The 25,911-nt window shown below is 69.0% G+C and carries 17 protein-coding genes; 10 read left to right on the top strand and 7 right to left on the bottom strand.

Annotated features, from left to right (window positions below; translation table 11 throughout):
• Positions 1–137 precede the first annotated feature (137 nt).
• The 3 genes from H0B54_RS15635 to hisH all read right to left on the bottom strand — a co-directional run bounded on the left by H0B54_RS15635 (position 138) and on the right by hisH (position 2,611).
• Positions 138–1,010 carry an IS5 family transposase gene (locus tag H0B54_RS15635; RefSeq protein WP_188261090.1) on the bottom strand — a complete coding sequence of 291 codons (873 nt, stop codon included), beginning with the start codon at positions 1,008–1,010 and terminating at the stop codon, positions 138–140.
• Between the two features lie 177 nt (positions 1,011–1,187).
• The gene (locus H0B54_RS15630) at positions 1,188–1,985 is read right to left on the bottom strand and encodes an AglZ/HisF2 family acetamidino modification protein (protein WP_211109391.1); all 798 of its coding nucleotides are present in this window, start codon (positions 1,983–1,985) and stop codon (positions 1,188–1,190) included.
• The gene (gene hisH / locus H0B54_RS15625; RefSeq protein WP_188261089.1) at positions 1,982–2,611 is read right to left on the bottom strand and encodes an imidazole glycerol phosphate synthase subunit HisH; all 630 of its coding nucleotides are present in this window, start codon (positions 2,609–2,611) and stop codon (positions 1,982–1,984) included. Before hisH ends, H0B54_RS15630 begins: the two co-directional genes overlap by 4 nt.
• Positions 2,612–2,894: 283 nt before the next feature.
• Here hisH and H0B54_RS15620 point away from each other — a divergent pair, with 283 nt between their 5' ends.
• Positions 2,895–4,199, top strand: coding sequence for a nucleotide sugar dehydrogenase (locus H0B54_RS15620; protein ID WP_188261088.1), 1,305 nt, complete (start codon positions 2,895–2,897; stop codon positions 4,197–4,199).
• A gap of 6 nt (positions 4,200–4,205) precedes the next feature.
• Here the strand turns inward: H0B54_RS15620 and galE are convergent, their stop codons facing one another.
• On the bottom strand, positions 4,206–5,207 hold the full coding sequence (galE, locus tag H0B54_RS15615; protein WP_188261087.1) for a UDP-glucose 4-epimerase GalE: 1,002 nt from the start codon (positions 5,205–5,207) through the stop codon (positions 4,206–4,208).
• 601 nt (positions 5,208–5,808) lie between these two features.
• Between galE and H0B54_RS15610 the strand changes: the two genes are divergently transcribed.
• From H0B54_RS15610 to H0B54_RS15570, 9 genes are all read left to right on the top strand, one after another.
• The gene (locus H0B54_RS15610; protein WP_246472550.1) at positions 5,809–6,741 is read left to right on the top strand and encodes a calcium-binding protein; all 933 of its coding nucleotides are present in this window, start codon (positions 5,809–5,811) and stop codon (positions 6,739–6,741) included.
• Positions 6,742–7,051: 310 nt separating this feature from the next.
• Entirely contained in the window at positions 7,052–11,191 is a 4,140-nt protein-coding gene (locus H0B54_RS15605) for a glycosyltransferase (protein ID WP_188261086.1), read from the top strand.
• A 21-nt stretch (positions 11,192–11,212) separates the two neighbouring features.
• Positions 11,213–11,881, top strand: a complete 669-nt coding sequence (locus H0B54_RS15600; RefSeq protein WP_188261085.1) for a class I SAM-dependent methyltransferase — start codon at positions 11,213–11,215, stop codon at positions 11,879–11,881.
• Between the two features lie 75 nt (positions 11,882–11,956).
• On the top strand, positions 11,957–13,234 hold the full coding sequence (locus H0B54_RS15595; protein WP_188261084.1) for a glycosyltransferase family 4 protein: 1,278 nt from the start codon (positions 11,957–11,959) through the stop codon (positions 13,232–13,234).
• Positions 13,231–14,817, top strand: a complete 1,587-nt coding sequence (locus H0B54_RS15590; RefSeq protein ID WP_188261083.1) for a class I SAM-dependent methyltransferase — start codon at positions 13,231–13,233, stop codon at positions 14,815–14,817. Before H0B54_RS15595 ends, H0B54_RS15590 begins: the two co-directional genes overlap by 4 nt.
• A gap of 143 nt (positions 14,818–14,960) precedes the next feature.
• Positions 14,961–15,533 (top strand): D-sedoheptulose 7-phosphate isomerase, encoded by a 573-nt coding sequence (gene gmhA / locus H0B54_RS15585; protein WP_188261082.1) that lies wholly within the window; start codon positions 14,961–14,963, stop codon positions 15,531–15,533.
• Between the two features lie 446 nt (positions 15,534–15,979).
• Positions 15,980–17,743 (top strand): M10 family metallopeptidase, encoded by a 1,764-nt coding sequence (locus tag H0B54_RS15580; RefSeq protein ID WP_211109390.1) that lies wholly within the window; start codon positions 15,980–15,982, stop codon positions 17,741–17,743.
• Positions 17,744–17,844: 101 nt separating this feature from the next.
• On the top strand, positions 17,845–19,524 hold the full coding sequence (locus tag H0B54_RS15575) for a glycosyltransferase (protein WP_188261081.1): 1,680 nt from the start codon (positions 17,845–17,847) through the stop codon (positions 19,522–19,524).
• 38 nt (positions 19,525–19,562) lie between these two features.
• Positions 19,563–20,459, top strand: a complete 897-nt coding sequence (locus tag H0B54_RS15570; protein ID WP_188261080.1) for a GNAT family N-acetyltransferase — start codon at positions 19,563–19,565, stop codon at positions 20,457–20,459.
• A gap of 15 nt (positions 20,460–20,474) precedes the next feature.
• Here H0B54_RS15570 and H0B54_RS15565 read toward each other — a convergent pair whose 3' ends face one another.
• The 3 genes from H0B54_RS15565 to H0B54_RS15555 all read right to left on the bottom strand — a co-directional run bounded on the left by H0B54_RS15565 (position 20,475) and on the right by H0B54_RS15555 (position 25,837).
• The gene (locus tag H0B54_RS15565; RefSeq protein ID WP_188261079.1) at positions 20,475–22,196 is read right to left on the bottom strand and encodes a tetratricopeptide repeat protein; all 1,722 of its coding nucleotides are present in this window, start codon (positions 22,194–22,196) and stop codon (positions 20,475–20,477) included.
• 82 nt (positions 22,197–22,278) lie between these two features.
• The gene (locus tag H0B54_RS15560; protein ID WP_094306812.1) at positions 22,279–23,637 is read right to left on the bottom strand and encodes an HlyD family type I secretion periplasmic adaptor subunit; all 1,359 of its coding nucleotides are present in this window, start codon (positions 23,635–23,637) and stop codon (positions 22,279–22,281) included.
• Positions 23,600–25,837, bottom strand: coding sequence for a peptidase domain-containing ABC transporter (locus tag H0B54_RS15555; RefSeq protein ID WP_094306813.1), 2,238 nt, complete (start codon positions 25,835–25,837; stop codon positions 23,600–23,602). The genes H0B54_RS15560 and H0B54_RS15555 overlap by 38 nt, the downstream gene beginning before the upstream one ends.
• Between the last annotated feature and the right edge of the window lie 74 nt (positions 25,838–25,911).

The following is a 25,911-nucleotide window of genomic DNA, read 5'->3' as shown; positions in this document are numbered from 1 at the left end:
GGGCTGTGATGAGACTTGTGCGCGGCTGGGAGATGTCGGCGGAAAATCCAGGCGTTGAGCGCCAACGACCTGATTTGTCGGCAGCCGTGGGCGCTGAAGACAGCGCCAAGCGCGCCGCAGACACACTCCTCCCCTGATCATGCCGGAACGGACTTCAGGATGGTCGCCGCCCGGCGCAGGTTGTAGGCGAGGGCCGTAAGCCGGACCTGGAGGCCGAAGCGGGCCAAGCCGCGGTAGCGAGCCCGCCGCAAGCCGTAGCTGCGCTTCCACGTCCCGAAGATCTTCTCCACCCGGCGCCGGATCATCCCGACTTGGCGGTTCCAGGTCTCCAGCCGCCGCAGCGCCGCCTCGCCACCCCAGGTGCCGCGAGCGGGAAGGAACGGACGACCGCCAGTGGCAAGAATGTGCTGGCGATTGGCATCTCCCACGTAAGCCAAGTCGGCGTAGACATCCCCTGGTTCCTGCGGAAGAACCGATTCCAGCATTTTCCCGTCGTGCACATTGGCGGGGGTCACCTCGATCGCACGCACGATGCCGCCCTCACCATCGGCGGCGACATGCGCCTTGAAGCCATGGACCGGCGCCTTGCGACGGTGCCCCACCCACTGGGCTTCGGGATCGCTGACGCTCGCCGAGGCGATGACCGTGGCGTCAATAAGTGTGCCGGTCCGGACAACGACGCCACGCGCGGCAAGCTGGTCGCCGACCGCGTCGAAGAGAATGCGGTCCAGGCCACGCTTCACCAACTCACGGCGGAAGCTGGCGCGATCGTCCACCGCCTCGGCGAGTTTGACATCGGACAGGTCATACCAGACCGCCAGCAGCAGCGCCTTGAACAGAGCCAAGGGAGGCCAGGCACGCTCCCCCTTCTCCGCGGCGTAGATGGGGGCGAGCAGGCGATCGATCCCGGACCAGTCGAGCAGGGCAGAGGCCTCATCCAACGCGCTGCTGCGCCGTCCCCCTTCAGCCGGGAACCGGAACTCTTCCTGCCCGATCCGACGCCGCGCCATTGCTCGCCTCCATCGCCACCAACACCATGGAATCAGCGATGCCGCGCCGCCTCAACAGCTCCCAAGGTGAGCGCCGCGCCCCTTTCGCGCACAGGTCTCATGACAGACCCAGCATGACACAGCGGTGCGGTCGAGGGCCGTCCACGCCAACAGCTATGCAACCTGATCAGAAACCTTCTAGGCGCAGCCGTTCCTGGCGTGCCAACGCTCGGCCACGGCGGCCTGGAACTCATCGTAGGTTGGCGGGTTAATGAGCACCGCGCGGCGGCGGCCGTAGAAGACGAACAGGCTACCCGCGGCTGCAGCCGTGGCATGGCCATCGACGATGACTGCGGCGAGGTCGTCGAGGCTGGACGCGCCACCGCAGGCGATGACCGGTACTTGGACGGCGGAGGAGACCGAGCGCACCAGCGCCAGATCGTACCCTTCGCGGGTTCCGTCCCGATCGACAGCGTTCAGAAGAATTTCACCCACACCAAAGCGTTCCAGCCGAGACGCGTAGCCCACCGGGTCAACGCCAGTATCACGGGTAGCGCCGTGCGTCCAAACGGAATACCGCCCATCCGGACCGGCGCGCACATCGATCGACGCGACAACGCTTTGCCGCCCGAACATATTGGCCACCTCCAACGCGAACTCCGGGCGTTCCCCCAGTGCGCTGTTGATGACCAGCTTTTCGATGCCGCTGCTGATAAGCCGGGCGCAATGATCCAATGTCGATATTCCGCCGCCGTAACTCACAGGCATGAAGCATTCGCTGACGATTTCACGGATTACGTCAAAATCGGGCGGGCGCCCACTCTTGCAGGCTTCGATGTCGAGAAGGCACAGTTCATCGACCTCTTTCTCATTGAAGATGCGCACAATGTTAATCGGATCACCAAGATAGACGGGTTCGGCGAAACGGGTCGTCTTGTAAAGACCACCGTTTGACAGAAGAAGGCATGGAATGGTCCGGGCATCCACCACGATCACACTCCCATCGCATGCGACGCGTGCAGAAAACCTTCCAAGAGCCGCTTGCCGAAGCGATGGCTCTTTTCCGGGTGGAACTGCGTTCCGGAGATGTTGCCATGCGCGACTGCAGCCATGAACTCGACGCCGTGCGTGCAGAAAGCCAGAGCATCGTCGGGATTGCTGGGCCGCATATGGTAACTATGGGCGAAGTAAAACCGCCAAGACGGTTCATCGACGGGGAACAGAGATGAAGATGTCCGCAAGGTGACGGGCCTCCAGCCTATGTTCGGCAGGCGGATGTCCGAATCGTCCGGAAGCTGGAACCGGACCACGTCGGCGTCGAGCCAGCCGAGCCCACTCACCCCTCCTTCCTCGCTGCCTTTGCCGAACAGTTGCATGCCAAGGCAGATTCCAAGAATAGGAGTGCCCTCGCCGACGACCTTGTCCGTCAAAGGACCGATGAAGTCGCGGCGCTTCAACTCCGCCATGGCCGCCGCGAACTGACCAATGCCAGGCAGCACCAGGGTCCTGGCCGCGGAGATGTCGGCCGGCGTTTCGGCGATCTGCACGGTCGCGCCGACGGCCTCGAACATCTTTGCGAGAGAGGCGATGTTGCCGATGCCAAAATTAACAATCGAGATCATGTTACTCTCCAACGGTCTCCGCTCGTCACGTTTCGGAAAATCGGGAGAGCAAAGCACATCGAGATGCACATCCCTTGTCAATGCCGTACGTGGATCGATGTGGCTTGGTCATTAAAGGCGGTTCAGGAAAGCTCTTAAATCACTTTCTGGTACTATAAGCGGTACCATGCCCTCAAGCTCCGCCTTCTCGAGGGTCAGGTCATTTCCCGGCTCCCCCGCTACAACGGAGCGTGTATAAGACAGCCCTTTCCCGTTCCGTTTTCCTCAAAGAAGCTTGTCCGCTATGACCCATTCCCGCCGTATTGCGGTGATCGGACTCGGCTATGTCGGCCTGCCGGTGGCCGTCGCGTTCGGCCGGACGGACGATCCCGCTGGTGCACCCGTCGTCGCTTTCGACATCAACGCGCACCGCATCGCGGCGCTGCGGGCCGGGCACGACCACACGGGCGAGGTTCCGGATGCGGATCTGGCCGCGGCCAATCTGCACCTGACCGACGACCCGGCGGATCTGGCGAAGGCCGATTTCCACATTGTCACGGTCCCGACCCCCATCGACAACGCCAAGCGCCCGGACCTGCGCCCGCTGTTGGCCGCCAGCCGCACTGTCGGGCGGCATCTGAAGCGCGGCGACGTGGTGGTCTACGAGTCCACCGTCTATCCCGGCGCCACCGAAATGGACTGCGTGCCGGTGCTGGAGGCCGAATCAGGCCTGACCTATGGGCGGGACTTCACCGTCGGCTATTCGCCGGAGCGCATCAACCCCGGCGACAAGGAGCACCGGTTCGAGACGATCACCAAGGTCGTCTCCGGCTCCGACCCGGCGACGCGGGCGCTCGTCGCCGCGGTCTACGGCAGCGTGGTGAAGGCCGGCGTGCATGAGGCCGCCTCCATCGCCGTGGCGGAGGCCGCCAAGGTGATCGAGAACACCCAGCGCGACGTCAACATCGCGCTGATGAACGAGCTGGCGGTGATCTTCCACCGCATGGGCATCGACACCCGCGACGTGCTGGCCGCCGCCGGCACCAAATGGAACTTCCTGGCCTTTCAGCCGGGCCTCGTCGGCGGCCACTGCATCGGCGTCGACCCCTACTACCTGACCCACCGGGCGGAGCAGCTGGGCCACAACCCCGAGGTCATCCTGGCGGGCCGGCGCATCAACGACACCATGGGCCAGTATGTGGCGCAGGAGACGGTGAAGCGGCTGCTGCGCGCCCACGGCGGCCGGCCCGGCCCGCTGCGCGCCACTGTGCTGGGGCTCACCTTCAAGGAGGACGTGCCCGACATCCGCAACACCCGCGTCGTGGACATCGTGGCGGAGCTGCGTGGCTTCGGGGTGGAGGTGGCGGTGCACGACCCGCTCGCCGCGGCGGACGAGGTCGCGCACGAATACGGTCTCACCCTGACCCCGCGCGGGGACCTGCCGCCGGCCGACGCCGTGGTGCTGGCCGTCCCGCACGCCGCCTTCCGGGCCGAAGGCTGGCGGCTGGTGGCCGGCCTGCTGAGGGACGGCCGCGGTCTGGTGATGGACGTCAAGGGCCTGCTCGACCGCGCATCGGTGCCGGGCGGCGTGGAGCTGTGGCGGCTGTAAGGCCGCTCAGCCCGGCAGCGAGCGCTCCCAGGCGAGCGCGTTGCGCACGATCTCGTCCAACCGGTCGTGCTTCGGGACCCAGCCGAGCCGCTGGCGAATCCGGTCGGCCCCGGCAACAAGTTGGGGCGGGTCGCCGGGGCGCCGATCGGCAAAGGTGGCGGGAACCGTCTCGCCGCTGACCGCCTCCAGCGTGCGCACGACCTCCAGGACGGAGGCTCCGCGCCCGTAGCCGCAGTTCAAGGTCAGGCTTTCGCCGCCACGGCGCAGGTGGAGCAGCGCCAGGACGTGGGCCTCGGCGAGATCGCTGACATGGATGTAGTCGCGGATGCAGGTGCCATCCGGCGTCGGGTAGTCGGTGCCGAAGATCGACAGGGCCGGCCGCCGGCCGAGCAGGGCTTGGCAAGCGACCTTGATCAGGTGGGTCGCGGTTGGTGTCGCCTGGCCGGTGCGGCCTGCCGGGTCGGCGCCGGCGACGTTGAAATAGCGCAGGATGACGCTGCGCAGGCCATGGGCGGGCTCGGCGTCGCGCAGCATCCGCTCCGTCATCAGCTTGGAGGCGCCGTAGGGGTTGATCGGGGCGGTCGGCGTCTCCTCGTCGATCGGCACGCGGTCGGTGGCGCCGTAGACGGCCGCGGTGGAGGAGAAGACCACCTTGTCGATCCCGAACCGCGCACAGGCGTCAAGCAGGGTCAGGCTGTTGACCGTGTTGTTGCGGTAATAGGCGAGCGGCTTTTCCACCGATTCCGGGACGACGATGGACCCGGCGAAGTGCATCACCGCGTCCACGCCATGCGCGCGAATCACCCGCTCCAGCAGATCGGCCGACCCGACATCCCCTTCCACCAGGGGCACGGCGTCCGGCACGGCGGCGCGGCGGCCGGTCGACAGGTTGTCGATGGTCACCGCGGGAATCCCGGCGTCGGTCAGGGCATGGAGGACGTGGCTGCCGATGTAGCCGGCCCCTCCGGTCACCAGGACGCGGCGCGGAGCCGCCGGTTGGTCGAGCATGCTGGGCACTTCCTTATCCCGTGTCGTCCGGACAGCGCCGGCCGGTTTCCCAGGCGGCGTGCTCCGGAACTAAGTGGGAGGGAAATGCCTGTCAACCTGACCGGAATGGCCGGACCAAACCGGACCGGCCATGTCGCGGCGTAAGGGGATTGCCCCGATCGACGGCCAGCCGGCTCCTGGAGCGACGCGAATCACTCCCCTCGATGCCCACCGGAATGCGAAGACCGCGGCGAGGAAAGGCCGTTCATTGCCAACGGAACCCAACACTTCAATTCCGACATGGACCTCATGCGTCCGACCGCGTGAATCCCTGACCGTATTAGGGTTTTACGCAACCCCACGAGCATATTTTAGAAATGAAACATTATCGCCCAGGAGCATCGGTCTGTGACATAGGTAACCTGATGGTGGTCCCCCCGATGACATGTTCCATTCCGCACTTGCAAAAAAGGATTACCAATGGTATCCGACCCTTAGGCATAAGTTTTATTCGCTTTTGCGGGGGGTCCTTACTATGTCCACGGTCACTACGGTCACAGGTGGTATCACCAATGCCGCCGCTCCGTCCACGCTGGCGGGTGCGATTCTGAAGAATACGAGCTTGGTTGATTCCAACAAGCTGGACGCCAACGCGATCGTCAACGCCACCGTTGGCGGCGTCTACTCGCTGTCGACCGTTTCGGGCGGCGCGGTCATCGCCTCCGACAACACCGCCCCGGTCACCCTGATCGGCGGCGCCGGCAACAACCAGCTCCTCGTCGCCAACGACAAGGCTGGCACGATCCTTCAGGCCGGCACGGGCACGAACCAGACCATCGTCGGCGGCGCCGGCGGTCAGCTGCTGGGCACTTCGACGGTCGCCGGCGGTTCGGCCACCATCCTCGGCGGCACGGGCGCTGACACCGTTGTGGCCGCGGCCGGCAACAACGTGCTGACCGCCGGTGAAGGCAACAACCTGATCGGCCTCGTCGGCGGCAACAACCAGGTCTTCGCGGCCGGCAACGACACCGTCATCGCGGGCGGCGGCAACGCCACCATCGGCGCCGGCGCGGGCAACGCCGTGATCAACGTCGTCGGCGGTTCCAACCTGGTCATCGGTGGTTCGGGCAACTCGACCATCGCGTCCGCGGCCGGCAACAACACCCTGTTCGGCGGCTCGGGCAACACCACGATCGCCGGCGGCGGCGGCAACGACCTGCTGATCGGCGGCACCTCCAAGACCAGCAAGGCGGTCCTGGGCGGCTTCGCCGGCAACGACACCCTGATCGGCGGCGTCGGCAACGACACGCTGTTCGGCGGCGACGGCAACGACGTCTTCGTGTTCAGCACCGTGTTCGGCGGCGGCAAGCACATCATCGGCGACTTCAAGGCCGGCACCGACCTCATCGCGGTCCAGGGCTACGGCCTCTCCGCGTCGCAGGTGGCGGCGAAGGTCACGGTGACGGGCGGCAGCTCGGTCATCTCCCTGTCGGATGGCACGCAGATCACGGTTGCCGGCGTCACCAACCTGACCGCCAGCAACTTCGCCGTCTGATAAGAGGGCCCCTGCAAGACCGCGATGGACCTGCCGAGCGATCGGCAGGTCCATTTTTATGCCGTTTTTGTGCCGTGCCTTTTCCTTGGGTGGCCTTCATCATGAAGCCTTCCCAAGAGGCACGTTGAGCGGTCCAGACACCGCGTTCCGCCACACCAACTCGGGACGCTTCGTCCGTGCCGTCAGCGTCGGGTGGATGCGGAACCGGCGGGGCATCCGGCCATCGTCGCCATTCCGTTCACGGGCCAGGGCCTGACGTCATGATGAATCTCCGTTCTGCCGGTGTGCAGGTTTCCACGCGGCGCATCGGATGAGTCCCCCGAAGACGCCCAAACCCGATCCGGGACCTCTGGAACGCGCCATCGCCGACGGCCGCTGGGCCGAGGCCGAGCGGGAAGCCCGCGCCCTTCTGCGCGACGATCGCAGCCACATCAATGGCGCCACCGGGCTGGCCCGTTGCGCCGTCGCCCGCGGCGACCTCGGCGAGGCCCTGCGCTGGGCCGAACGCAGCGCGCGCTTCGCGCCCAACGACATCGCGCTCAAGGCCTTTTTCGCCGCCCTGCTGGTCGCGGCGGACCGCCCTGGCGACGTGCCCCCCCTGCTGGAGACGGTGGCGGAGCGGGCGCCCACCCCGACCGCATCGATCGTGCTCGGCCAGGCTCTGGCCCGGCTCGACGCCATGGACCGCTTCATCCCGCTCGTCGAGCGGCTGCTGCATCGCTTTCCGGTGAGCGTCGCTCCGCTGCTGGCCGATCTCGCCGACCACGCCGCGCGGTCCGGCGCCGCCGCCGGCTGGGCGTCGGCCGACCTCGGCCTGCGGATCGTCGGCGCGCTGCACCCGGACCGGGCGGGGGCGGGCAGCGTCCTGCGCATCGAATCCGGGCGGGGGCCGCTTCTGGTTCTTGACGGCCCGTCCTTTCTGCAACGCCATGGCCAGCCCGATCCGGCCTCCGGCCTCGTCCGCTTCACCCTGCCCCTGGGACCGGAGGCCGAGGGCGAGACCCTGTCCGTCACGCTGGACGGCCGGCCCCTTCTTGGCGCGGCGCTGCATCCGTGCCGCCACGCCGCCGTCGAAGGCAGCGCCGTGCTCGAAGACGGGCCGAACGGCGCCACGTGCCTGTCCGGCTGGGCTTGGTGCCCGGGCGACCCGCCGCAGCGGGTGACGGTGCGGGTCAGCGATTCCGCCGGCCGCTCCATCACGCTGGACACCGACCGAGCCATGGAGGCCGCCGAGGCCTTTGGCATCGAGGAGGGTGACTACGCCTTCGCGCTCGACCTGGACGGCAGCGGCCTCGAACCCGGCCCGCTGCAGGTGGTTGCCGGACCGGGGGAGGTTCCGCTCGCCGGCAGCCCTCTGCCTTGGCCGGGTCCCGGTCGTCCGCCGTTCCGGCCATCGCCGGTCGGGCCGATCCCGGCCCGCCCGTCAGGAAGAACACCCGCTTCCCCCGTGGTCGACGTCATCGTCCCGGTCTACCGCGGACGGGAGGAAACGCTGGCCTGCCTGCGGTCGGTCGTCGCGGCTGCGCGGGAAGACGGCACACCGCACGAGATCATCGTCATCGACGACGCCGGCCCGGAACCGGATCTTGCCCGCGACCTCGCGGCGCTTGCCGGGGAAGGGCGAATCACCCTGCTGCGCAACGACCGCAACCTCGGCTTCCCGGCCACGGTCAACCGGGGCCTGCGCCTGCACCCGGACCGCGACGTCGTTTTGCTGAACGCCGACACGTTGGTCGCCGGGGACTGGCTGGCCCGCCTGCGCGCCGCCGCCCATGACTCGCACGACGTCGGCACGGTCACGCCCCTGTCCAATGACGCCACCATTCTCAGCTACCCCTCCGGGAAGGACCGCCCCTCTCCTCCCTCCCCCGCCGGGACGGCGCTGCTCGACCAGCGGGCCCGCGCGGTGAACGCCGGCGTCCGGGTCGATCTGCCGACGGCGGTCGGCTTCTGCATGTACATCCGCCGCGACTGTCTGGAGGAAACCGGCCCCTTCGAGGAGCGCCTGTTCGGCCGCGGCTACGGCGAGGAGAACGACTTCTGCCTGCGCGCACGGGGTCTGGGCTGGCGCCACCTGGGGGCGGCCGACGTCTTCGTGGCCCATGTCGGCGGCCGGTCCTTCGGCCGGCAGAAGACCATCCTGGCCGCGCGCAACGGCCGCCTGATGGAGCGGCGGCACCCCGGCTACGACACGCTTGTGCAGGCGTTCATCGCCGCCGACCCGCTGCTGGCGGCACGGCGGCGCCTGGACCTCGCCCGCTGGGCCGCCGAGGAGCCGGAGCCGCGCCCCCCAGCCATCCTGCTGGTCACGCTGTCCGGCCGCGGCGGCGTCGCCCGTTTCGTGGCCGAGCGCGTCGCGGCGTTGCGCGCGGAGGGCCGGCGCGTCCTGCGCCTGACGCCGGAGACCGGGGAGGACCCGGACGCGCCCCCCGCCGAGGATGAGGATGGAAGCGGGAGCGACGGGGCACCGGCCCGCCCCCCGGCCGACCCGCCCGAACGGCGCTGCCGGCTCGAGGTGGCGGACCGGCCCGAGCTGCGCGACCTGGTGTTCCGCACGCGCGCCGAGTTCGAGGAGCTGGTCGCGGTGCTGCGGCAGGCCGGAACGGCGGCGGTGGAGATCCACCACACGCTCGGCCACGATCCCGCCGTGCTCGACCTCGCGGCCCGGCTCGGCGTGCCCTACGACGTCACCGTCCACGACTATGGGCTGATCTGCCCGCGCGTGAACCTGGTGGATGGGAGCGGGCGCTATTGCGGGGAGCCGGATCTGGCCGCCTGCGAGCGCTGCACCGCCGACCCGGACGACCGCGCCGACCCGGACCTGACAGTGACCGCTCTGCGCCGGCGCACGCGCGCCCTGGTCGCCGGGGCCCGCCGGGTGACGGCCCCGACGCGGGACGTCGCCGCCCGCCTGGCCCGTTACACGGCCCCGCGCGCCATCGACCTGCGCCCCTGGGAAACGGTGGAGCCCCCCCGCCGACCCCACCTCCGACCGATCCTTCCGCCGGGGGGCCGTTGGCGCGTCTGCACCATCGGCGCCGTCGGCATCCAGAAGGGCTACGAGGTCCTGCTCGCCTGCGCGCGGGACGCCGCGGCCCGCGACCTGCCGCTGGAGTTCGTGGTCGTCGGCTTCAGCGAGGAGGACCCGCCGCTTTTCGAGACCGGGCGCATCGTCGTGACCGGCCGCTTCGCCGAGGAGGAGGCGGTCGCCCTGGTGCGGGCGCAGCAGGCCCACCTCGCCTTCCTGCCCTCCATCTCGCCGGAGACCTGGTGCTACGCGTTGTCCACCGCCTGGCGGGCCGGGCTGGAGGTCGCCGCCTTCGATCTGGGGGCGCTCGGCGAGCGGATCCGGCACGATGGCGGCGGCCATCTTCTGCCACCGGAACTCGCCCCTGCGACAATCAACGATATGCTCCTGGGTATCCTTGACGCTCACACAGTGCATAGCGTAGCAATCGAAAGGCCTATTTCCTTTCGGCCTGATTACAGGCGTGCCGGTCCAGTGACGGATTCGGAAGCGCCCGTTCATCATTTCTCAACCTTTCACGCCCGCAGGGGGTCGTCGATGATCGGTAGCGTTGCGTCCGCAGAAGCCACTCAGTCCAGCCAGATCAAGGCCACGGCGCAGACCCTGTCCTTGGTGCCGGGATTCTACTCCCTGATCGTCACGGGCGGCGGCGGCGCGGCGGCCCCGGGCGAGTTTCCGCTGCCGAGCGTGCAGTTGGCCGTCGCTCCCAACGGCCTGGCCGGTGCCGCCGTGGAGATGATCGGCAGCGTTCCGGGCAACTGGCTGACCAAGCCGGGCGACACGGTCATCATCAAGGTCACGGGCGGCCCCGCCAATGTGATCCTCAGCTCCTACAAGCACATCGACCGCACGAACGCGCTGCTGTCGCTCCAGTTCGCCCGCATCGACGACGTTCCGGCCGCCGCCCAGCCGTCGGTCGCGGCCCCCACGGCCGCCGCTCCGGTTGTCGCACCGGCCCCTGCACCGGTTCCGGCCGTCCGCCTCCCGCGCACCGAGATCCTGGCCCATGTCCAGCGCCAGGGCGACCTGCGTTTCGCGGACTCCAACTGGGCCGGCGCCGTCGGGCAGCGGCTGTGGATCGAGGCCTTCTCGATCACCCCGGTCGAGGGGATGGCGCCCGAGGATCTCGAGTACAAGGGCCTGACCGCCAACGGTTGGGAAACGCCCTGGATCACCGGCGGCGGCATGTGCGGCAGCCGCGGTCTCGGCACGCCGCTGATCGGCTTCTCGATCCGCCTGCGCGGCGCCACGGCCGAGCGGTTCGACTGCGTCTACGAGGGCGCCTTCGTCAGCGGCTATCGCTCGCCCACGGGGCAGAACGGCAGCCCCTGCCGGTCGGACGCCATCGGCGACCCGCTGGAAGGCATCCTGCTGCGCCTCGTCGAGAAGCAGGGCGCCCAGGCCCAGCCGCGCCCCTTCTGATCCGGAGTGGATTGCAGGCCGATGCCTCAGAGCGTTCCGGAGCTTGCCGGCCCGGAGGCCGTCGGCGACCAGCCGGCGGCACCAGCCCCGCGCAAGACCGTGCTCAACGTCGGGAGCGGTCCGCGGACCGCCACCGTCATCGGCACCGCCTTCCCGGCGACGGAGTGGCAGGAGCTTCGGCTCGACATCGACCCGGCGGTCGATCCCGACATCGTCGCCTCCATGACCGACATGCCGGCCGTCCCCGACATGTCGATGGACGCCGTGTGGTCGTCGCACAACCTGGAGCACCTCGACCGGCACGAGGTGCCGCGGGCCTTGCGGGAATTCCTGCGCGTGCTCCGGCCGGGGGGCCAGCTCCTGCTGGCCGTGCCCGATCTTCAGGCGGTGGCGCGGCTGGTGGCTGCGGACCGGACCGACGAGCCGCTCTACCGGACCGACGGCCGCCCGATCTATCCCCTGGACGCCCTCTACGGATACGAACCGGCGCTTGCCGGCGGCAACCGCTTCATGGCCCACCGCACCGGCTTCACGCCGCGGACGCTGGGCAAGGCGCTGCAGGACGCGGGTTTCGAATCCTTCGCCATGTGGCGCTGGGCCGAGGCTTACGAACTGCAGGTCAAGGCCTACCGATCGCCGGCGCCGGCCGGCGCGCTGGACGGCATCGTCCAGAACATCCCGACGACCTGACGGCGATAGACCTGACGGCCACAGATTGACGATGACACGGCCCATGACGGGCCCCCTGCGGAATCGGCGACGCGCATGAATTACCTCTTCGTCCACCAGAACTTTCCGGGCCAGTACCAGCACATCGTCCAGCATCTGGCGGCGCAGCCCGGCAACCGCGTGGTCTTCATCTCGCACGACAGCCCCGTGCAGATTCCCGGGGTGGAGCGCGCGATCTACCAGCCGTTCCGCGCGGCGCGGCCATCGACCCACCACTATCTCCAGGAGCTGGAGCAGGCGGTCATCTACGGGCAGGGCGTCTACGAGGTCTGCCGGCGCCTGCAGGCCGAGGGCTTCCGTCCCGACATCATGATCGGCCACAACGGGTGGGGCGAGACGCTGTACATGAAGGACGTCTGGCCGGACGTGCCGCTGCTCGCCTATTTCGAGTTCTTCTACCACCTGGCCGGGGCCGACATCGGCTTCGACCCGTCGCTGCCGGTCAGCCTGAACGACGGCCCGCGGGTGCGCACCAAGAACGCGATCAACACGCTGGGCTTCGAGGCCGCCGACTGGGGCCACACCCCGACCGGCTGGCAGTGGTCGCTCTACCCCGACTACATGCGGTCCCGCATCAGCGTCATCCACGAAGGCGTCGATACCAGCATCGTGCGGCCGGAACCGGACGCCTGGCTGCGCCTGCCCTCGGGCCTGACGCTGACGCGCAAGGACGAGGTGATCACCTACGTCGCCCGCAACCTGGAGCCCTACCGCGGCTTCCACGTCTTCATGCGCGCCCTGCCGGACATCCTCAAACGGCGCCCCAAGGCCCATGTGCTGATCGTCGGCGGCGACGAAGTCAGCTACGGCCATGCGGCTCCCGGCGGCCGGAGCTACCGCGACATCCTGCTCGACGAGGTCGGGGCCGGCATCGACCGGGAGCGGGTGCATTTCCTCGGCAAGGTGCCCTACCCCAGCTTCCTGACCATCCTGCGGGTCTCCTCGGCCCACGTCTACCTCACCTACCCCTTCGTGCTGTCCTGGTCCTTCCTGGAGGCCATGGCGGCCGGCTGTCTGGTCATCGGCTCCTCCACCATCCCGGTCGAGGAGGTGCTGCGCGACCGGCAGAACGGGCTGCTGGTGGACTTCTTCGACGGCGCCGGGCTGGCCGACCGCATCGAGGAGGTGTTCGAGCACCCGGACCGCATGCAGGCGCTGCGCGACCGGGCGCGGCGGACCGCGGTGGAGCATTACGACCTGCGCACCGTCACCCTGCCCCGCTTCCTCGCCCTGACCGACGACCTGATCGCCGGGCGGACGCCGTCCCAGGGGGCGTTGGCGGATGGAAAACTCGCGGAAAGGACCCCGGCATGAACGGTTGGAGCGACGGCTACAACGCCGACATCGCCTACACCCACGGCGCCTACCGCGAGCTGGCCCCCGGCTATCTCGCCTACGTCTGCCTGCTGAACGGCATCCGGCCGCCGCGCACCGACCGGCCCTTCCGCTATTGCGAACTGGGCTGCGGCCAGGGGATGACCCTGAACATCCTGGCCGCGACCCACCCGCAGGGGCGCTTCACCGGCATCGACTTCAACCCGCTGCACATCGCGGGCGCCCGCCGGCTGGCCGAAGAGGCGGAGCTGCCCAACGTCGCCTTCTACGAGCGCAGCTTCCAGCAGGTCGCCGCCGACGGCCTGCCCGCCGAGCAAGGCGGGGACAGGGAGGGGTTCGACATCATCGCCCTGCACGGCGTCTACAGCTGGATCAGCCCGGAGAACCGCCAGGCGGTGGTGGACATCCTGGAGCGGATGCTGAAGCCGGGCGGTTTGGTCTATCTCAGCTACAACAGCCAGCCCGGCTGGGCGCCGCTGATGCCCCTGCAGAAGCTGATCCTTGCGCACGCCGCGGCCAACCCGGGGCGCAGCGACCGCCAGTTCGACGCGGCGCTGGGCTTCCTCAACCGGCTGAGCGAGGCCGGAGCCGGCTATTTCGCGGTGAACAGCGCGGCCGGGCAGCATCTCGGCATGATGGCGGGGCAGGACCGCCGTTATCTCAGCCACGAGTACCTGAACGCCCATTGGGAGCCGCTGGGCCACGCCCAGGTGGCCAAGGATCTGGCCCGCGCCAAGCTCGGCTACGCCGGTTCGGCGACCATCCCGCAGAATTTCGACGACCTTGCGGTGCGTGCGGAGCTGCGCGCCATCCTGGGGGAGATCGCTGACCCGACCCTGGCCCAGACGGTGCGCGATTTCGCGGTGAATCAGGTGTTCCGCCGCGACGTCTTCGTGCGCGGCCCGGAATTGATGCCACCGGCCGAGACGGAGGCGGCGCTGCGGCGGCTGCGCTTCACGCTGCTGGTCCCGCGCGAGGACGCGAGCCTGGCGATCCCAGTGCCGCTGGGCGAGCTGCGCCACGACCCATCGCTCGGCCAGCCGATCCTCGACGCGCTTGCCGCCGGTGCGCCGAGCCTGGGCGAGATCGCCGCGATGCCGGAGATGGCCCGGCACGACTTCGGCACGCTGTCGCGGTTCCTGGCGCTGCTGGTCTCCTCCAACCAGGCGCATCCCCTGGTGGACGCGCCGGAGGAGGGTCGTGCGGCGGCCGGCCGGCTGAACCGGGCGGTGGCCCGGCGCATGAACCTCGATGAGTCGCTGTTCCATCTGGCCGCGCCGGTCGTCGGGCAGAACGTGGCGGCGGACTCGCTGGACCGCCTCGTCCTGGCCGGCCTGCTGACCGGCCAACGGGACGGCCAAGCGCTGGACATCCAAGCGCTGGACATCCAAGCGCTCGGCGGCTTCGTGGCCGGGGCGCTCGAGGGGCTCGGGCGGTCCGTGCTGGCCGAGGACGGCAGCCCGGTCACCGATCCCGCGGCCATGCGGGACCGGCTCGCCGTGGTGCTGCCCAACCTGCTGAACAGGAAACTGCCCGTCTGGCAGCGCACCGGACTCCTTTGAACCTCCCTCCCGATTCGCCAAGGGGGACCGCCACGCGGCCCGCTGCGAAGGAGGGTGGGAAAGACAGGATGGCGCCGCCGGGCGCCGCCATCGTATGGTGCGGGACGAAGGACCCGCCCTCCCGACGTTTCCAGGAACCTCTCATGACCCACCCCGCCGACCGCGTCCGCGATGCCTTTCTCGAGACGTCCCGCAACTTCGCCGCCTTCGCCGATCAGGCGGACTCCATCGTGGCCGCGGCCGCGCTGATGATCGACGGCCTCCGGGCGGGCGGCAAGGTGCTGTTCTGCGGCAACGGCGGTTCGGCGGCCGACTCCCAGCATCTGGCGGCGGAACTCACCGGGCGCTACCTGCGCGACCGGCCGCCGCTGGCGGCGGTGGCGCTGACGGTCGACACGTCGGCCCTGACGGCCATCGCGAACGACTATTCCTACGATGAGGTCTTCGCACGCCAAGTGCGCGGGCTCGGGCGGGCGGGCGACGTGCTCGTCGGCATCTCGACCAGCGGCAACAGCCGCAACGTGGTCGCCGCCCTCGAGGCGGCACGCACCATCGGCCTGCGCACCATCGGCCTGACCGGCGCCGGCGGCGGGCGGATGAAGGAGCTGTGCGACGTCTGCCTGTGCGTCCCCTCCTCCGACACCCCGCGCATCCAGGAAATGCACATCGCCGCCGGCCACATGCTGTGCGAGCTGGTCGAGAACGCCTTCGTCTGACGCGAACCGCAAGCCGCCTCGGCCCGGCGGGACACCCGAACCGTCCGCCCGGCCGTTGCGTCCGGGCGGACGCCGAACATTCGGGTGAGAGCATCCAGGCGTCCTGCCAAGCGGATGAGTGATGTGGAGACGCCCCGGCGCGACCGGGGCGCCGCCTTCATGCGGACCTCATCCGATCCGCTGTCCCCTTTGCGCACCCCGGCGCGGCCGGTTGCGCCCACAGACAACCCGGCGCACACCGATGGTATCCGCGATCCGGCGGAGCTACGTCCTCGCGCCACAGCAATTCACAAAAGAAATAAAATAATACTGCTTTAAATGCTCTCCCTATGGCGGCGAATGCTTCTGGATAGCCGCTCGTTCGAATAATTGTCTGTCTCAAATCCATCCTGAAATGAGGATCAATCCGCTCCGCGCGGCCCTTCTTCATTTCAGGAAATTGAGTGATGAGCGCAATTGATTACGCGTATCCCGTATCCGGGATTACCGCGAGCGGCACCATCGCGATCGATTCCTTGTTGTGGGGTTACAAATGGGGGGCGGACAGCACGCCCGGCACCGGCGTTTCCCTGACCTATTCCTTCGGTGTGGCCGGGCTCTCCGCCTACCGCGACGGCTATGCGACGCCGGACCCGGCCAGCGTCTGGACGCTGTCCGGCACGGCCGAGGCGGCGATCCGCCAGGCGATCGGCAGTTGGAGCGCGGTGGCGAACATCACCTGCACCGAGGTCGCCGACACGGCCGCCTCCTGCGGCGACCTCCGCATCGGCGGCAGCGCATCGCCCGCGGTCGCCTATACGATCATGACCACGGCCGATCTGCCCGAAGGGGGAGACGTCTGGTTCGGCACCACCTTCGCCGACCCCTCCCTGTCCTGGAGCAGCGGTTCCTACGCCTATCTCACCGCCATGCATGAGATCGGGCACGCGCTCGGTCTGAAGCACACGCACGAGGACGGCGGGGCCGGCTTCCCCGCGGCGCCCACCGCCATCGACAGCCAGCTCTACAGCGTGATGAGCTACAAGTCCTTCGTCGGGGCCTCACCAACGATGGGGTACTGGCAGGACCGCTTCGCCACCACGCCGATGGTCAACGACATCCGGGCGATCCAGTATCTGTACGGCGCCAACATGGCGACCAACGCCGGCGACACCGTCTATTCCTGGGCGCCGGGCCAGGCGATCTACGAGACCATCTGGGACGGTGGCGGCAACGACACCATCAACTGGGCCAACCAGACGACCGACGCGCGGATCGATCTGCGCTCCGGCCATTACAGCGATCTGGGCCCGGCCTGGTCGTCGGGCTTCCTGCTGGAGAGGCGGACGCTCGGCATCGCCTACGACTGCTGGATCGAGAACGCGATCGGCGGATCGGGCAACGACCTCCTGATCGGCAACGAGCGCGGCAACCTCCTGATCGGCGGCGGCGGCAGCGACACGCTGATCGGCGGCGGCGGCAACGACACGCTGGACGGCGGCGAGGGGATCGACACCGCCCTGTTCGAGAATCCGCCCGAAGCCTATAGCATCCTGCACACCGGCGACGGCGAGGTCACCGTGACCAGCTCCCAGGGCACGACAACCCTGCGCAGCATCGAGCGGCTGTCCTTCGGCGACATGACCCTGGCCCTCAACCCCGACGCCCAGGCCGGGACCGTGCCCACCACCTTCTACGCGGTGGCCGACAGCGCGACCGGAAAGGGCATCCTTCAGGAAGCCTCGTCCTACTCCGGCCCCTTGTCCTCCCTGAAATGGCAATGGATCGGCAGCGGAACCAACGAAGCCATCGCCGGCAGCGCCAGCAACGACTTCATCAACGGCCTGGGGGGCGACGACGCCATCAACGGCGGGGCCGGCGACGACGTGCTGGACGGCGGCACGGGGTCGAACTTCCTGACCGGCGGGGCGGGGCGGGACGCCTTCTTCGTCGACGGGCGCACGGGGGAGCCGGTCTGGTCCACCGTGACGGACCTGGAGGCGGGCGAGACGGTGACCGTCTGGGGCTGGCAGGACGGCCGCTCGGCCTTGTCCTGGGCGGAGATGAACGGAGCCGAGGGCTACAAGGGCGCCACCGCCCAGATCGACATCGACGGCGACGGACGCATCGACGCCAGCCTGACGCTGGCCGGCAAGACGGTCGGGGCGGTCGCGACGCTGCCCGGCACCGTGCAAGGCAACGGCTACCTCGCGCTCTGGCTGAACGGGTAACGCACGGCGCGGCGTTCAGGCGCGTTGCCCGGGGCGGGTAGCCCCGCTACTCTCCGGCGGGCATCTCCGCTCCGCCGCAACATCCAGGACGTCCGCCGCCCGTGTCCAACGCCGCCATCTACTTCCACCCCGAGGGCTACGAGACCGCGCGGGCGGACCTGAAGGGCCGCCATGTCGCCGGCGAGTCCTTCCTCATCGGCTTCTTCCGGCATTCGGGGCTGGACAGCTTCGCCTGCCACATCGACCGGCCGGAGTTGGCGGGCCTGTTCACGGATCTCGCCGCCCGTCACGCCCCGGGGCGGCGGGTGGCCCTCTACCCCACGTCGGAGCCGTCGAAGCTCGCCGCCGTGGGCTGTCTGTTCGTGCCAGGACCGGGCATCGATCACTACGCCTGGCGCCGACGCTCCCGCGACCAGCGCGGCTACAGCCTGTGCGGAATCACCCACACCACGTCGGAATCCCCGGACAATCTGGGTGCTCTGGCGACCGCGCCGCTGCAGCCCTGGGACGCGGTGATCTGCACCTCCCAGGCGGCGCGCGCGTCGGTGGAAGCCGTTCTGCGCCCCTACGCGGCCTATCTGCGCGACCGGCTGGGCGCCACCGAGGTGCCGATGCCGAACCTGCCGGTGGTCCCGCTGGGTGTGGACACCGACGCCTTCGGCTTCGACCCGTCGGTGCGCGCGGCGGAGCGGGCGGCGCTCGGCATCGGCGCCGACGAGGTGGTGGTGCTGTTCATGGGGCGCCTCAGCTTCCACGCCAAGGCGCACCCGCTGCCCATGTATCTGGCGCTGGAACAGGCCGCCCGCCTCACGGGCAAGCGCATTCACCTGATCCAGGCCGGCTGGTTCGGCAACGACGCCATCGCCACCGCCTTCGCCGAGGGGGCAAGGCGCTACTGCCCCAGCGTCAACGCGATCTTCCTGGACGGCCGCAAGCCGGAGGTGCGCACCCGCGTCTGGGCCGCGGCCGACCTGTTCACCTCGCTGGTGGACAACATCCAGGAAACCTTCGGCATCACCCCGGTCGAGGCGATGGCCGCCGGGCTGCCCTGCGTCGTCACCGACTGGAACGGTTACCGCGAGACGGTGCGCCATGGCGTGGACGGCTTCCGCGTGCCGACCGTCCTGCCGCCGCCGGGCGCCGGCGCCGACTTGGCCGACCGCTACGCCGCCGGGCTGGACAATTACGACCATTACATCGGCCGCACCTCGCAGATCAGCGCCGTGGACGTGCAGGCGGCGGCCGAGGCCTACACGCGGCTGATCGCGGACGAGGGCCTGCGCCGCCGGATGGGCGAGGCCGGGCGCGCCCGCGCCGCCGCCCTGTTCGACTGGCGGGCGATCATCCCGCAGTATCTGGACGTCTGGCGCCAGTTGGCCGACATCCGCCGCCACGCGCCGGAGCGCGCGCCGCGCCCCCCCGGAGGGGACGGCAACCCGTTGCGCCCCGATCCGCTGCGCATGTTCCAAGCCTACCCGACGCGCGTGCTGGAGCCGGGGCTGCGGCTGGTGCGCGCCGACGGCGCCACGCGGGAGGCCGTCAGCAACGCCCTGGCAATCCTGCAGGCCGACCCGCTGAACTCCCCGGCGCGCGCCATCCTGTCCCCGGCGGCCGACCTCGTCCTGGCGTTGGACGCCCTGAACCCGCCGGGCCTTGCGGTGGACGATCTCGCGGCGCTGGTGCCGCCGGAGCGCCAGTTGCTTCTGCTGCGCAGCCTCGTCCATCTGATGAAGTTCGGCCTTGTGCGTACGGTCGAGCCACTCGCCGCACGGGAGCCGTAGGGCCGGACGGCGCCGGCCGGGTGCGGAAGGGGATCCCCATGACCATCGTCCCCGAAGGCTGTCTCGACCCCGAAGGTTGTGTCGATATGGTCGGCCACCGGGTGTCCGGTTGGGCTTGGCTGCCGGCGGAGCCGGGCCGCCGCCTGCGCGTGGAGGTTCTGTTCGGCAATCCTCCCATGCTGGTCGAGGCCCTGGCCGACCAGCACCGCCCCGATCTGGAATCCGCCGGCAAAGGGGATGGGCAGCATGGCTTCGCCGTGCCGCTGCCCGACTCCCTGGCGGGACGGGAGCCTGTGGTGGACGTGCGTCTGACGGACTTCCCCGGCGTCCGGCTGCGGGGCACCCCGCGGCGGGCCATCCTCACGCTCGGCCTCGTCACACTGCGGGCCATCCGCACGATGGACGGGGATCTGAGGCGCCTGCGCGGCTTTCTGGCCGGCATGGTCCGGCTGAATGGTGGATGTGTCGACACCGCCGTTCCCAGTGTGGCGGACCTTCACGCCTGGCTGACCGGGCGGGATACCGGCCGCAATGGGGAGGACGATTGCTGGACCGACCGTTGCTGGCTGGTCGCGGAACGGGGTGGCCGCATGGTCGGGCACTGCCGGATCGGTCCGGGCTGGCCCGCCCCCCCGGGCTCGGGAGCCCTCGCCCTCGGCATCGAGCTGCACCCGGACATCCGCGGCTTCGGCCTCGGCCGGCAGCTCATGCTGGCCGCCCATCGTTGGGCCGCCGGACGCTGCGCGCGGCTGGAGCTGGCGGTCCTGCCGCACAACGCGCACGCTCTCGCGCTCTACCGCGCCCTGGGCTACGTCGACCTGGGGCCGGCCGCTCTCCCTGAGACGGGAGAGATCCACCACCGCATGGCCGTTGCGCTGCCCGCGCCTCACGGGTCCGTCTGGCACACCGGGCGGAGCGTCATCCTGGTGAACTGAGCCGGCCGAACGGCGTCATCCCTCGCCGGCCGCGCGGAGCTGGCCGGGAGAGTGGCCGTCGAATTGGCCATGAACGGCACCGGACGGATCGGTGGCAGGCAACCGCTCCAGCAGCATCTTGGCCCGCTCATCGCCGAGGGCCGCCGCACGCTCCAGCCAGGCGCGGGCGCGGCCGATGTCTTTCTGTTCGCTCCAATGCCCGTGCAGTTCGCCGAGCGCCGTCATGGCCGACGGCTCCTTCTGTTCGGCGGCGGCGGTCAGCCAGCGGAGCGCCTCCTTGATGTCGCGCTCCATACCCAGCCCCTGCATACAGAAACGGCCGAGGTTGATCATGGCGCCGACATGGCCCTGTTCGGCGGCCTTGCGCGACCAGAAGGCGGCGCGGGCGTAGTCCTGCGGCACTCCGTCGCCAGCGGCGGACATGGTGCCGAGCCGGAATTGGGCCAGCACGCTGCCCTGCTCGGCCGCCCGCTCGTACCAGGTCAGGGCGCCCGCCGGGTCGCGCGGCACGCCGAGACCGAGGCTGTGCAGCGTGCCGATGTTGTAGACCGCGTCGCTGTTGCCCTGTTCGGCCGCCCGACGGAACCAGTCGAGCGCCCGGTCGTAGTCGCGGGCCACACCGCGCCCTTCGGCGTACAGCGCGCCGATGCGCAGCTGGGCCTGCGGATCGCCCTGGCCGGCGGCGCGCTCCAGCCAGCGGACCGCCTCCATCTCGTCGCGCGGCACGCCGGACCCGGCGAAATACATTTGCGCGATGATCTTCTGCGCCTCGCGGTGCCCCATCTCCGCCGCCGCCCGATACCAAGTCGCGGCGTCGAACAGGTTGGGCTGCATCCCCGCGCCCCGGCTGTTCAGGTGGCCGAGCTGCAGCATCGCCTCGGTGTCGCCCTGGACCGCCGCCTTGCGCAGCCAGGTCTCGGCCATGTGCGGATCGGCCGCCACGCCGACCCCCCGCGCGTACAGCAGACCGAGCGCCCGCTGCGCCGCCGCGGCGCCCGCCTCGGCGGCGCGGCGGAACCAGGAGACCGCCTCGGCGGGGTCCTGCGCCACCCCCACGCCGGCGGCGTACTGGGTGCCGAGATAATACCAAGCCATCACGTTCTTCTGCTCGGCCGCCTTACGGAACCACTGGTGGGCGGCCTCGGGGTCGGACTTCCCACCGTAGCCGCCGGCCAGCAGCGTCCCGAGCCCGAGTTGCGCCGCCGCATTGCCCTGCTCCGCGGCGATGCGGTACCAGCGTTCGGCCTCGGTGTAATCCGGAGTGATGCCGAAGCCCGAGGCGTGCATGTAGCCGAGCATGGCCTGCGCAGCGACGACGCCCTGTTCGGCGGCGGCGCGCGCCCAGCGCAGGGCCTCCGTGTAGTCCTGCTCGATCTTCAGCCCTTTGGGGAAGAGGACCGACAGGGCCTCGTCGGTCGGGGTGATCCCCTTCGGCGCGTCGCAGCCGTAGTAATAGATCTCGGCCAGTCGTGCCTGGGCCTCGCCATGGCCGTTGTCGGCCGCCTGCCGGTACCAGCCGACCGCGTCGACGGCGTTGCGCACCACGCCTTTGCCGAGATCGTACAGGCGACCAATCTGGTGCTGGGCGCCGGCATGGCCGGCCTGGGCCGCCGACATCCAGGATTCCAGGGCCGCCTTGTGGTCCCCCCGCTCGAGCGCCTTCAGGCCCCTGGCGTAGTCGTCGTCCGGCGAAGCGGCGCCGAACAGCCGCCCGGCTGCCTTGATAAGCTTGCGCATCGGCCTCAACACCCTTTCCTTCCGTACCGATCACTGGCCGGCTTCTCACCGGCCGCGGCCGGTGCCTTCAGGTCTCGCCTTATTACGGTTCGCGCATGCCTTCGGCACCGCTCTTCAAGGCCCCTTCGACGAGATAGGCCATGATGGTCCTTGCGCCGACCACGATGTCGGCCGTCAACGGCATGCCCGGGACCAGCCGGAAATCGGAGGGCACGTCGCGCAGAGACACGTCGGTCAGCTCGATCCGGGCCCGGAAGAAGGGACGAGGCGCCTGGGACTGGTCCTCACGCTTGGTGAAGGAGTCCTCGCTGATCGTCTTGACCACGCCCTTGGCCATCCCGTGCTCGATATAGCGGTAGGCGTCGAGCTTGACCTGCACCGGATCGCCCGGCTTGATGAAGCCCTGGTCGAGCCCGGCGATTTCGGCTTCCACCTCCAGCTTCGCGTGCAGCGGCACCAGAGTGTAGATCGGCTGGGCCTGCTCCACCACCGACCCGACGGAGTACTTCCCGACCTCCAGCACCACGGCGTCATCCACCGCGCGCAGCTCGACCAGATCGCGGCGCTTCTGGGCTTTGGACAGCTCCTCGCGGACGCGCTCGAGGTCGACCTGGCGGGTCGACAGGTCGGTCAGCAAGGTGCTGCGCCACTGCTGGATGTAGACCTCGCGCTCGGCGCGCAGTGCCTCCAGATCGTGGCCGGCGGTGCGGATGGTGCTTTCGCTGTTGCCGAGGTTGCGCTCCGTCTCCACCCGCGTGTCGCTGGCGATCAGGGAGTTGAGACGGCTGCCGGTCTGGTTCTTTTCCAGAGTCCGCCGCATCGACTCGATCTCGCCGACGATCTTCAGGCGCGAGCGGTAATGCTCGGCGTCCGTCTGGTTGTTCTTGATCGTCGCCTGCAGGGTGGCCATACGCTGGTCGAAGTTGGCCAGCTTGGCCGCATACTCCGCCTGGCGGAAGCGCCAGATGGATTCCTGCAGGACCATGTCCGGGTCGTTCCCAGCCACCGTGAAGGCCGCGTTCTTGGCCTCCGCGTTCAGCCGGGCGATCTCGGCCGCCAGCTTGGACGCCTGGCGTTCCAGCTGGGCGACGTCGGCCGACGAGAAGGTCGGGTCGAGCGTGGCCAGCACCTCCCCGCGCCGCACGGTCTGCCCGACGCGCGCGTTGAGGCTGCGGATGATCGAGGTTTCCAGGGGCTGGACGACGATGGTCGGCGCCTGGGACACGACACGCCCCGAAGCGCTGACCACGCGGTCGAGCTTCATCACCGACGCCATCACGATCAGCACGACCAGCATGGCGGCGAGCGTCCAGATCACCACGCGCGCGCCTTGCGGGTCCGGCTGGCCGGTGATTTCCGAAACCTCGCCCTGGAAATCGTTGATCGCCTGCTCGGCGAAGCGGTCAGCTGTTTGCGGCCGACGTAAGAGGAGCGCGGTCATGAGTGCTTCCCGGGGAAAGGTGGCGGTTCTGCTGGAACCAGAGATGCCGGTAGACGTCGCAGCGCTGGAGGAGCTCGTCGTGCTTGCCCATGTCGTAGAGCCTGCCGCGCTCCATCACGATGATCTGGTCGCAATTCACCAGCGAGGCGAGGCGATGGGAGATGACGATCATCGTCCGGTCCTGGGCGATGCGCGTCAGGTTGTTGTTGATGATCGCTTCGCTGTCGGGGTCGAGCGCGCTGGTCGCCTCGTCGAGGATCAGGACGCTCGGATCGACCAGCAGCGCGCGGGCGATGGCGATGCGCTGCTTCTGGCCGCCGGACAGGTTGGCCGAGCCTTCCTCGATCATCGTCTCGTAGCCGCGCGGCAGGCGCTCGATGAACTCCTCCGCGCCGGCGAGACGGGCGGCCCGCATCACCTCTTCGAGGGAGGCGCTGCGGTTGGCCGCCATGATGTTCTCGCGGATCGTGCCGCTGAACAGGAAGTTGTCCTGCAGCACGACGCCGAGGTTGGAGCGCAAGTGACTGAGGTCGATCTCACGCAGGTCCACGCCGTCGATCTTGATCAGGCCGTCGTAGTTCTGGTGCAAGCCCTGCAGCAGGCGCGTGACCGTGGTCTTGCCCGAGCCGGACCGCCCCATGATGCCGATGACCTGGCCGGCCTTGATGGCGAAGCTGGTGCTGTCGAGCGCCGGGTTCTGCGAACCCGGATAGCGGAAGCGCACCTCCGAGAAGGAGATCTCGCCCTTGATCACCGGGCGCACGCCCTGGCGGCCCAGCCCCTGCTCCTGCGCCTGGTTCACGACCGACGACACCTGGGCGACGGCGCCGCGCGCCTCCTGGAACTGCTGCATCAGGCTGGCGATCTGCACGAAGGGCTGCGTTGCGCGGCTGGCGATCATGCTGAAGGCGACCAGCGAACCGCCGTAAACGATCGCCCCTTCGCCGATGGCGAAGTAGGCGCCGATCGCCAGGGTCCCGGCGTAGATCGATTTCTCCAGGGGCTGCAGGATGGTCTGCGGCTGGTTGGACAGCATCTGCATGGCCGTGTTGGCACGCACCGCCTCGGCGACACGAACCTCCCAATCGAGCCGCTTGCGCCCTTCCAGGGCCAGCGACTTCACGGTGCGCATGCCGTGCAGCACCTCGATCATGAAGGAGCCCTTGCGATGCTCGGCCTGGATGACCTTGCCGTAGGCGCGGGCCAGCGGGCCGATGTAAAGCACCACCACGAGGCACATGAGGGACGCGATGCCCAGGACGACGAAGGCGAGCGGCGGGCTCAGCACGAACATCGCCGGGATCAGCACGATCAGCGTCATGGAATCCAGAAGCGTCCCGAACAGTTGCCCGGTCAGGAAGCCGCGGATGCGCCAGACCTCGTTGAGCGAGTGGGAGATGACGCCGGTCGGCGTCCGCTCGAAGAAGTCGATCGGCAAGCCGATCATCCGGTCGAAGATGTAGGTGCTGATGCGTGCATCCACCTTGGCCGTGCCGATCGCCACCAAGCGGCGGCGCAGATAGCCGAAGAGGGTGTCGAACACCAGCATGATCGCAATCGCCGTCACGAGCAGGGTCAGCGTGGACATCCGCTGGTGAACGAGCACGCGATCCAGGATGACCATGAAGATCAGCGGCGGCCCCAGGGCGAACAGGCTGAGAACCAGCGCGGAGATGGCGACGTCGCCGAAGATCCGCTTCTCGCGCAGGATCTGTCCGACCAGCCAGATGAAGCCGAACGGCTGCTCCGTATCGGTCATGCGGTAGCGGCGCTTGACGAAGATGGCATCGCCATCCCAGACCGAAGCGAGGCGGAGTTCGTCCACGGCGACGCAGGCTTGGTCGGGGCTCAGCGGGTCCTGCAGCATCACCGCCGGGGTCCCGCCGTCCTTGCGGAAGGAGACCAGCACCATCGTGCTTCCGTCGCGCAGACGGAGCAGGAGCGGCAAGGCCTTGCCGAGGCGGGACAAATGCTTCCAGCGCAGCTTCGCGGCGCGGGCGGTCAGCCCGTTGCCCTCGGCGATCTTGACCAGATGCTGCGGGGATGGCTCTCCGGCCTCGACTCCGTAGTCACGCTTCAGCTGGTCCACCGAAAGATGGAGTCCGTGATGACGCGCAACGATGGCAAGCGCATGGAGGCTGGTGGTCCGTGGAGCCTCAGCAGAGGCCTTTTGCGGATCGGTGGCGGTCTTGCTCTGCATCGGGCCCCTGTGTTCCAGTCGCTCTTCCGGTGGCTTCCCAATGGCGCGACTGTACTTTACTACCTTCATCAGAC

This window comes from Azospirillum tabaci, from assembly GCF_014596085.1.
Taxonomy (GTDB): domain Bacteria; phylum Pseudomonadota; class Alphaproteobacteria; order Azospirillales; family Azospirillaceae; genus Azospirillum; species Azospirillum tabaci.
Note: the sequence above shows the minus strand (reverse complement) of the source record. Positions and strands in the feature narration are given on the sequence as shown.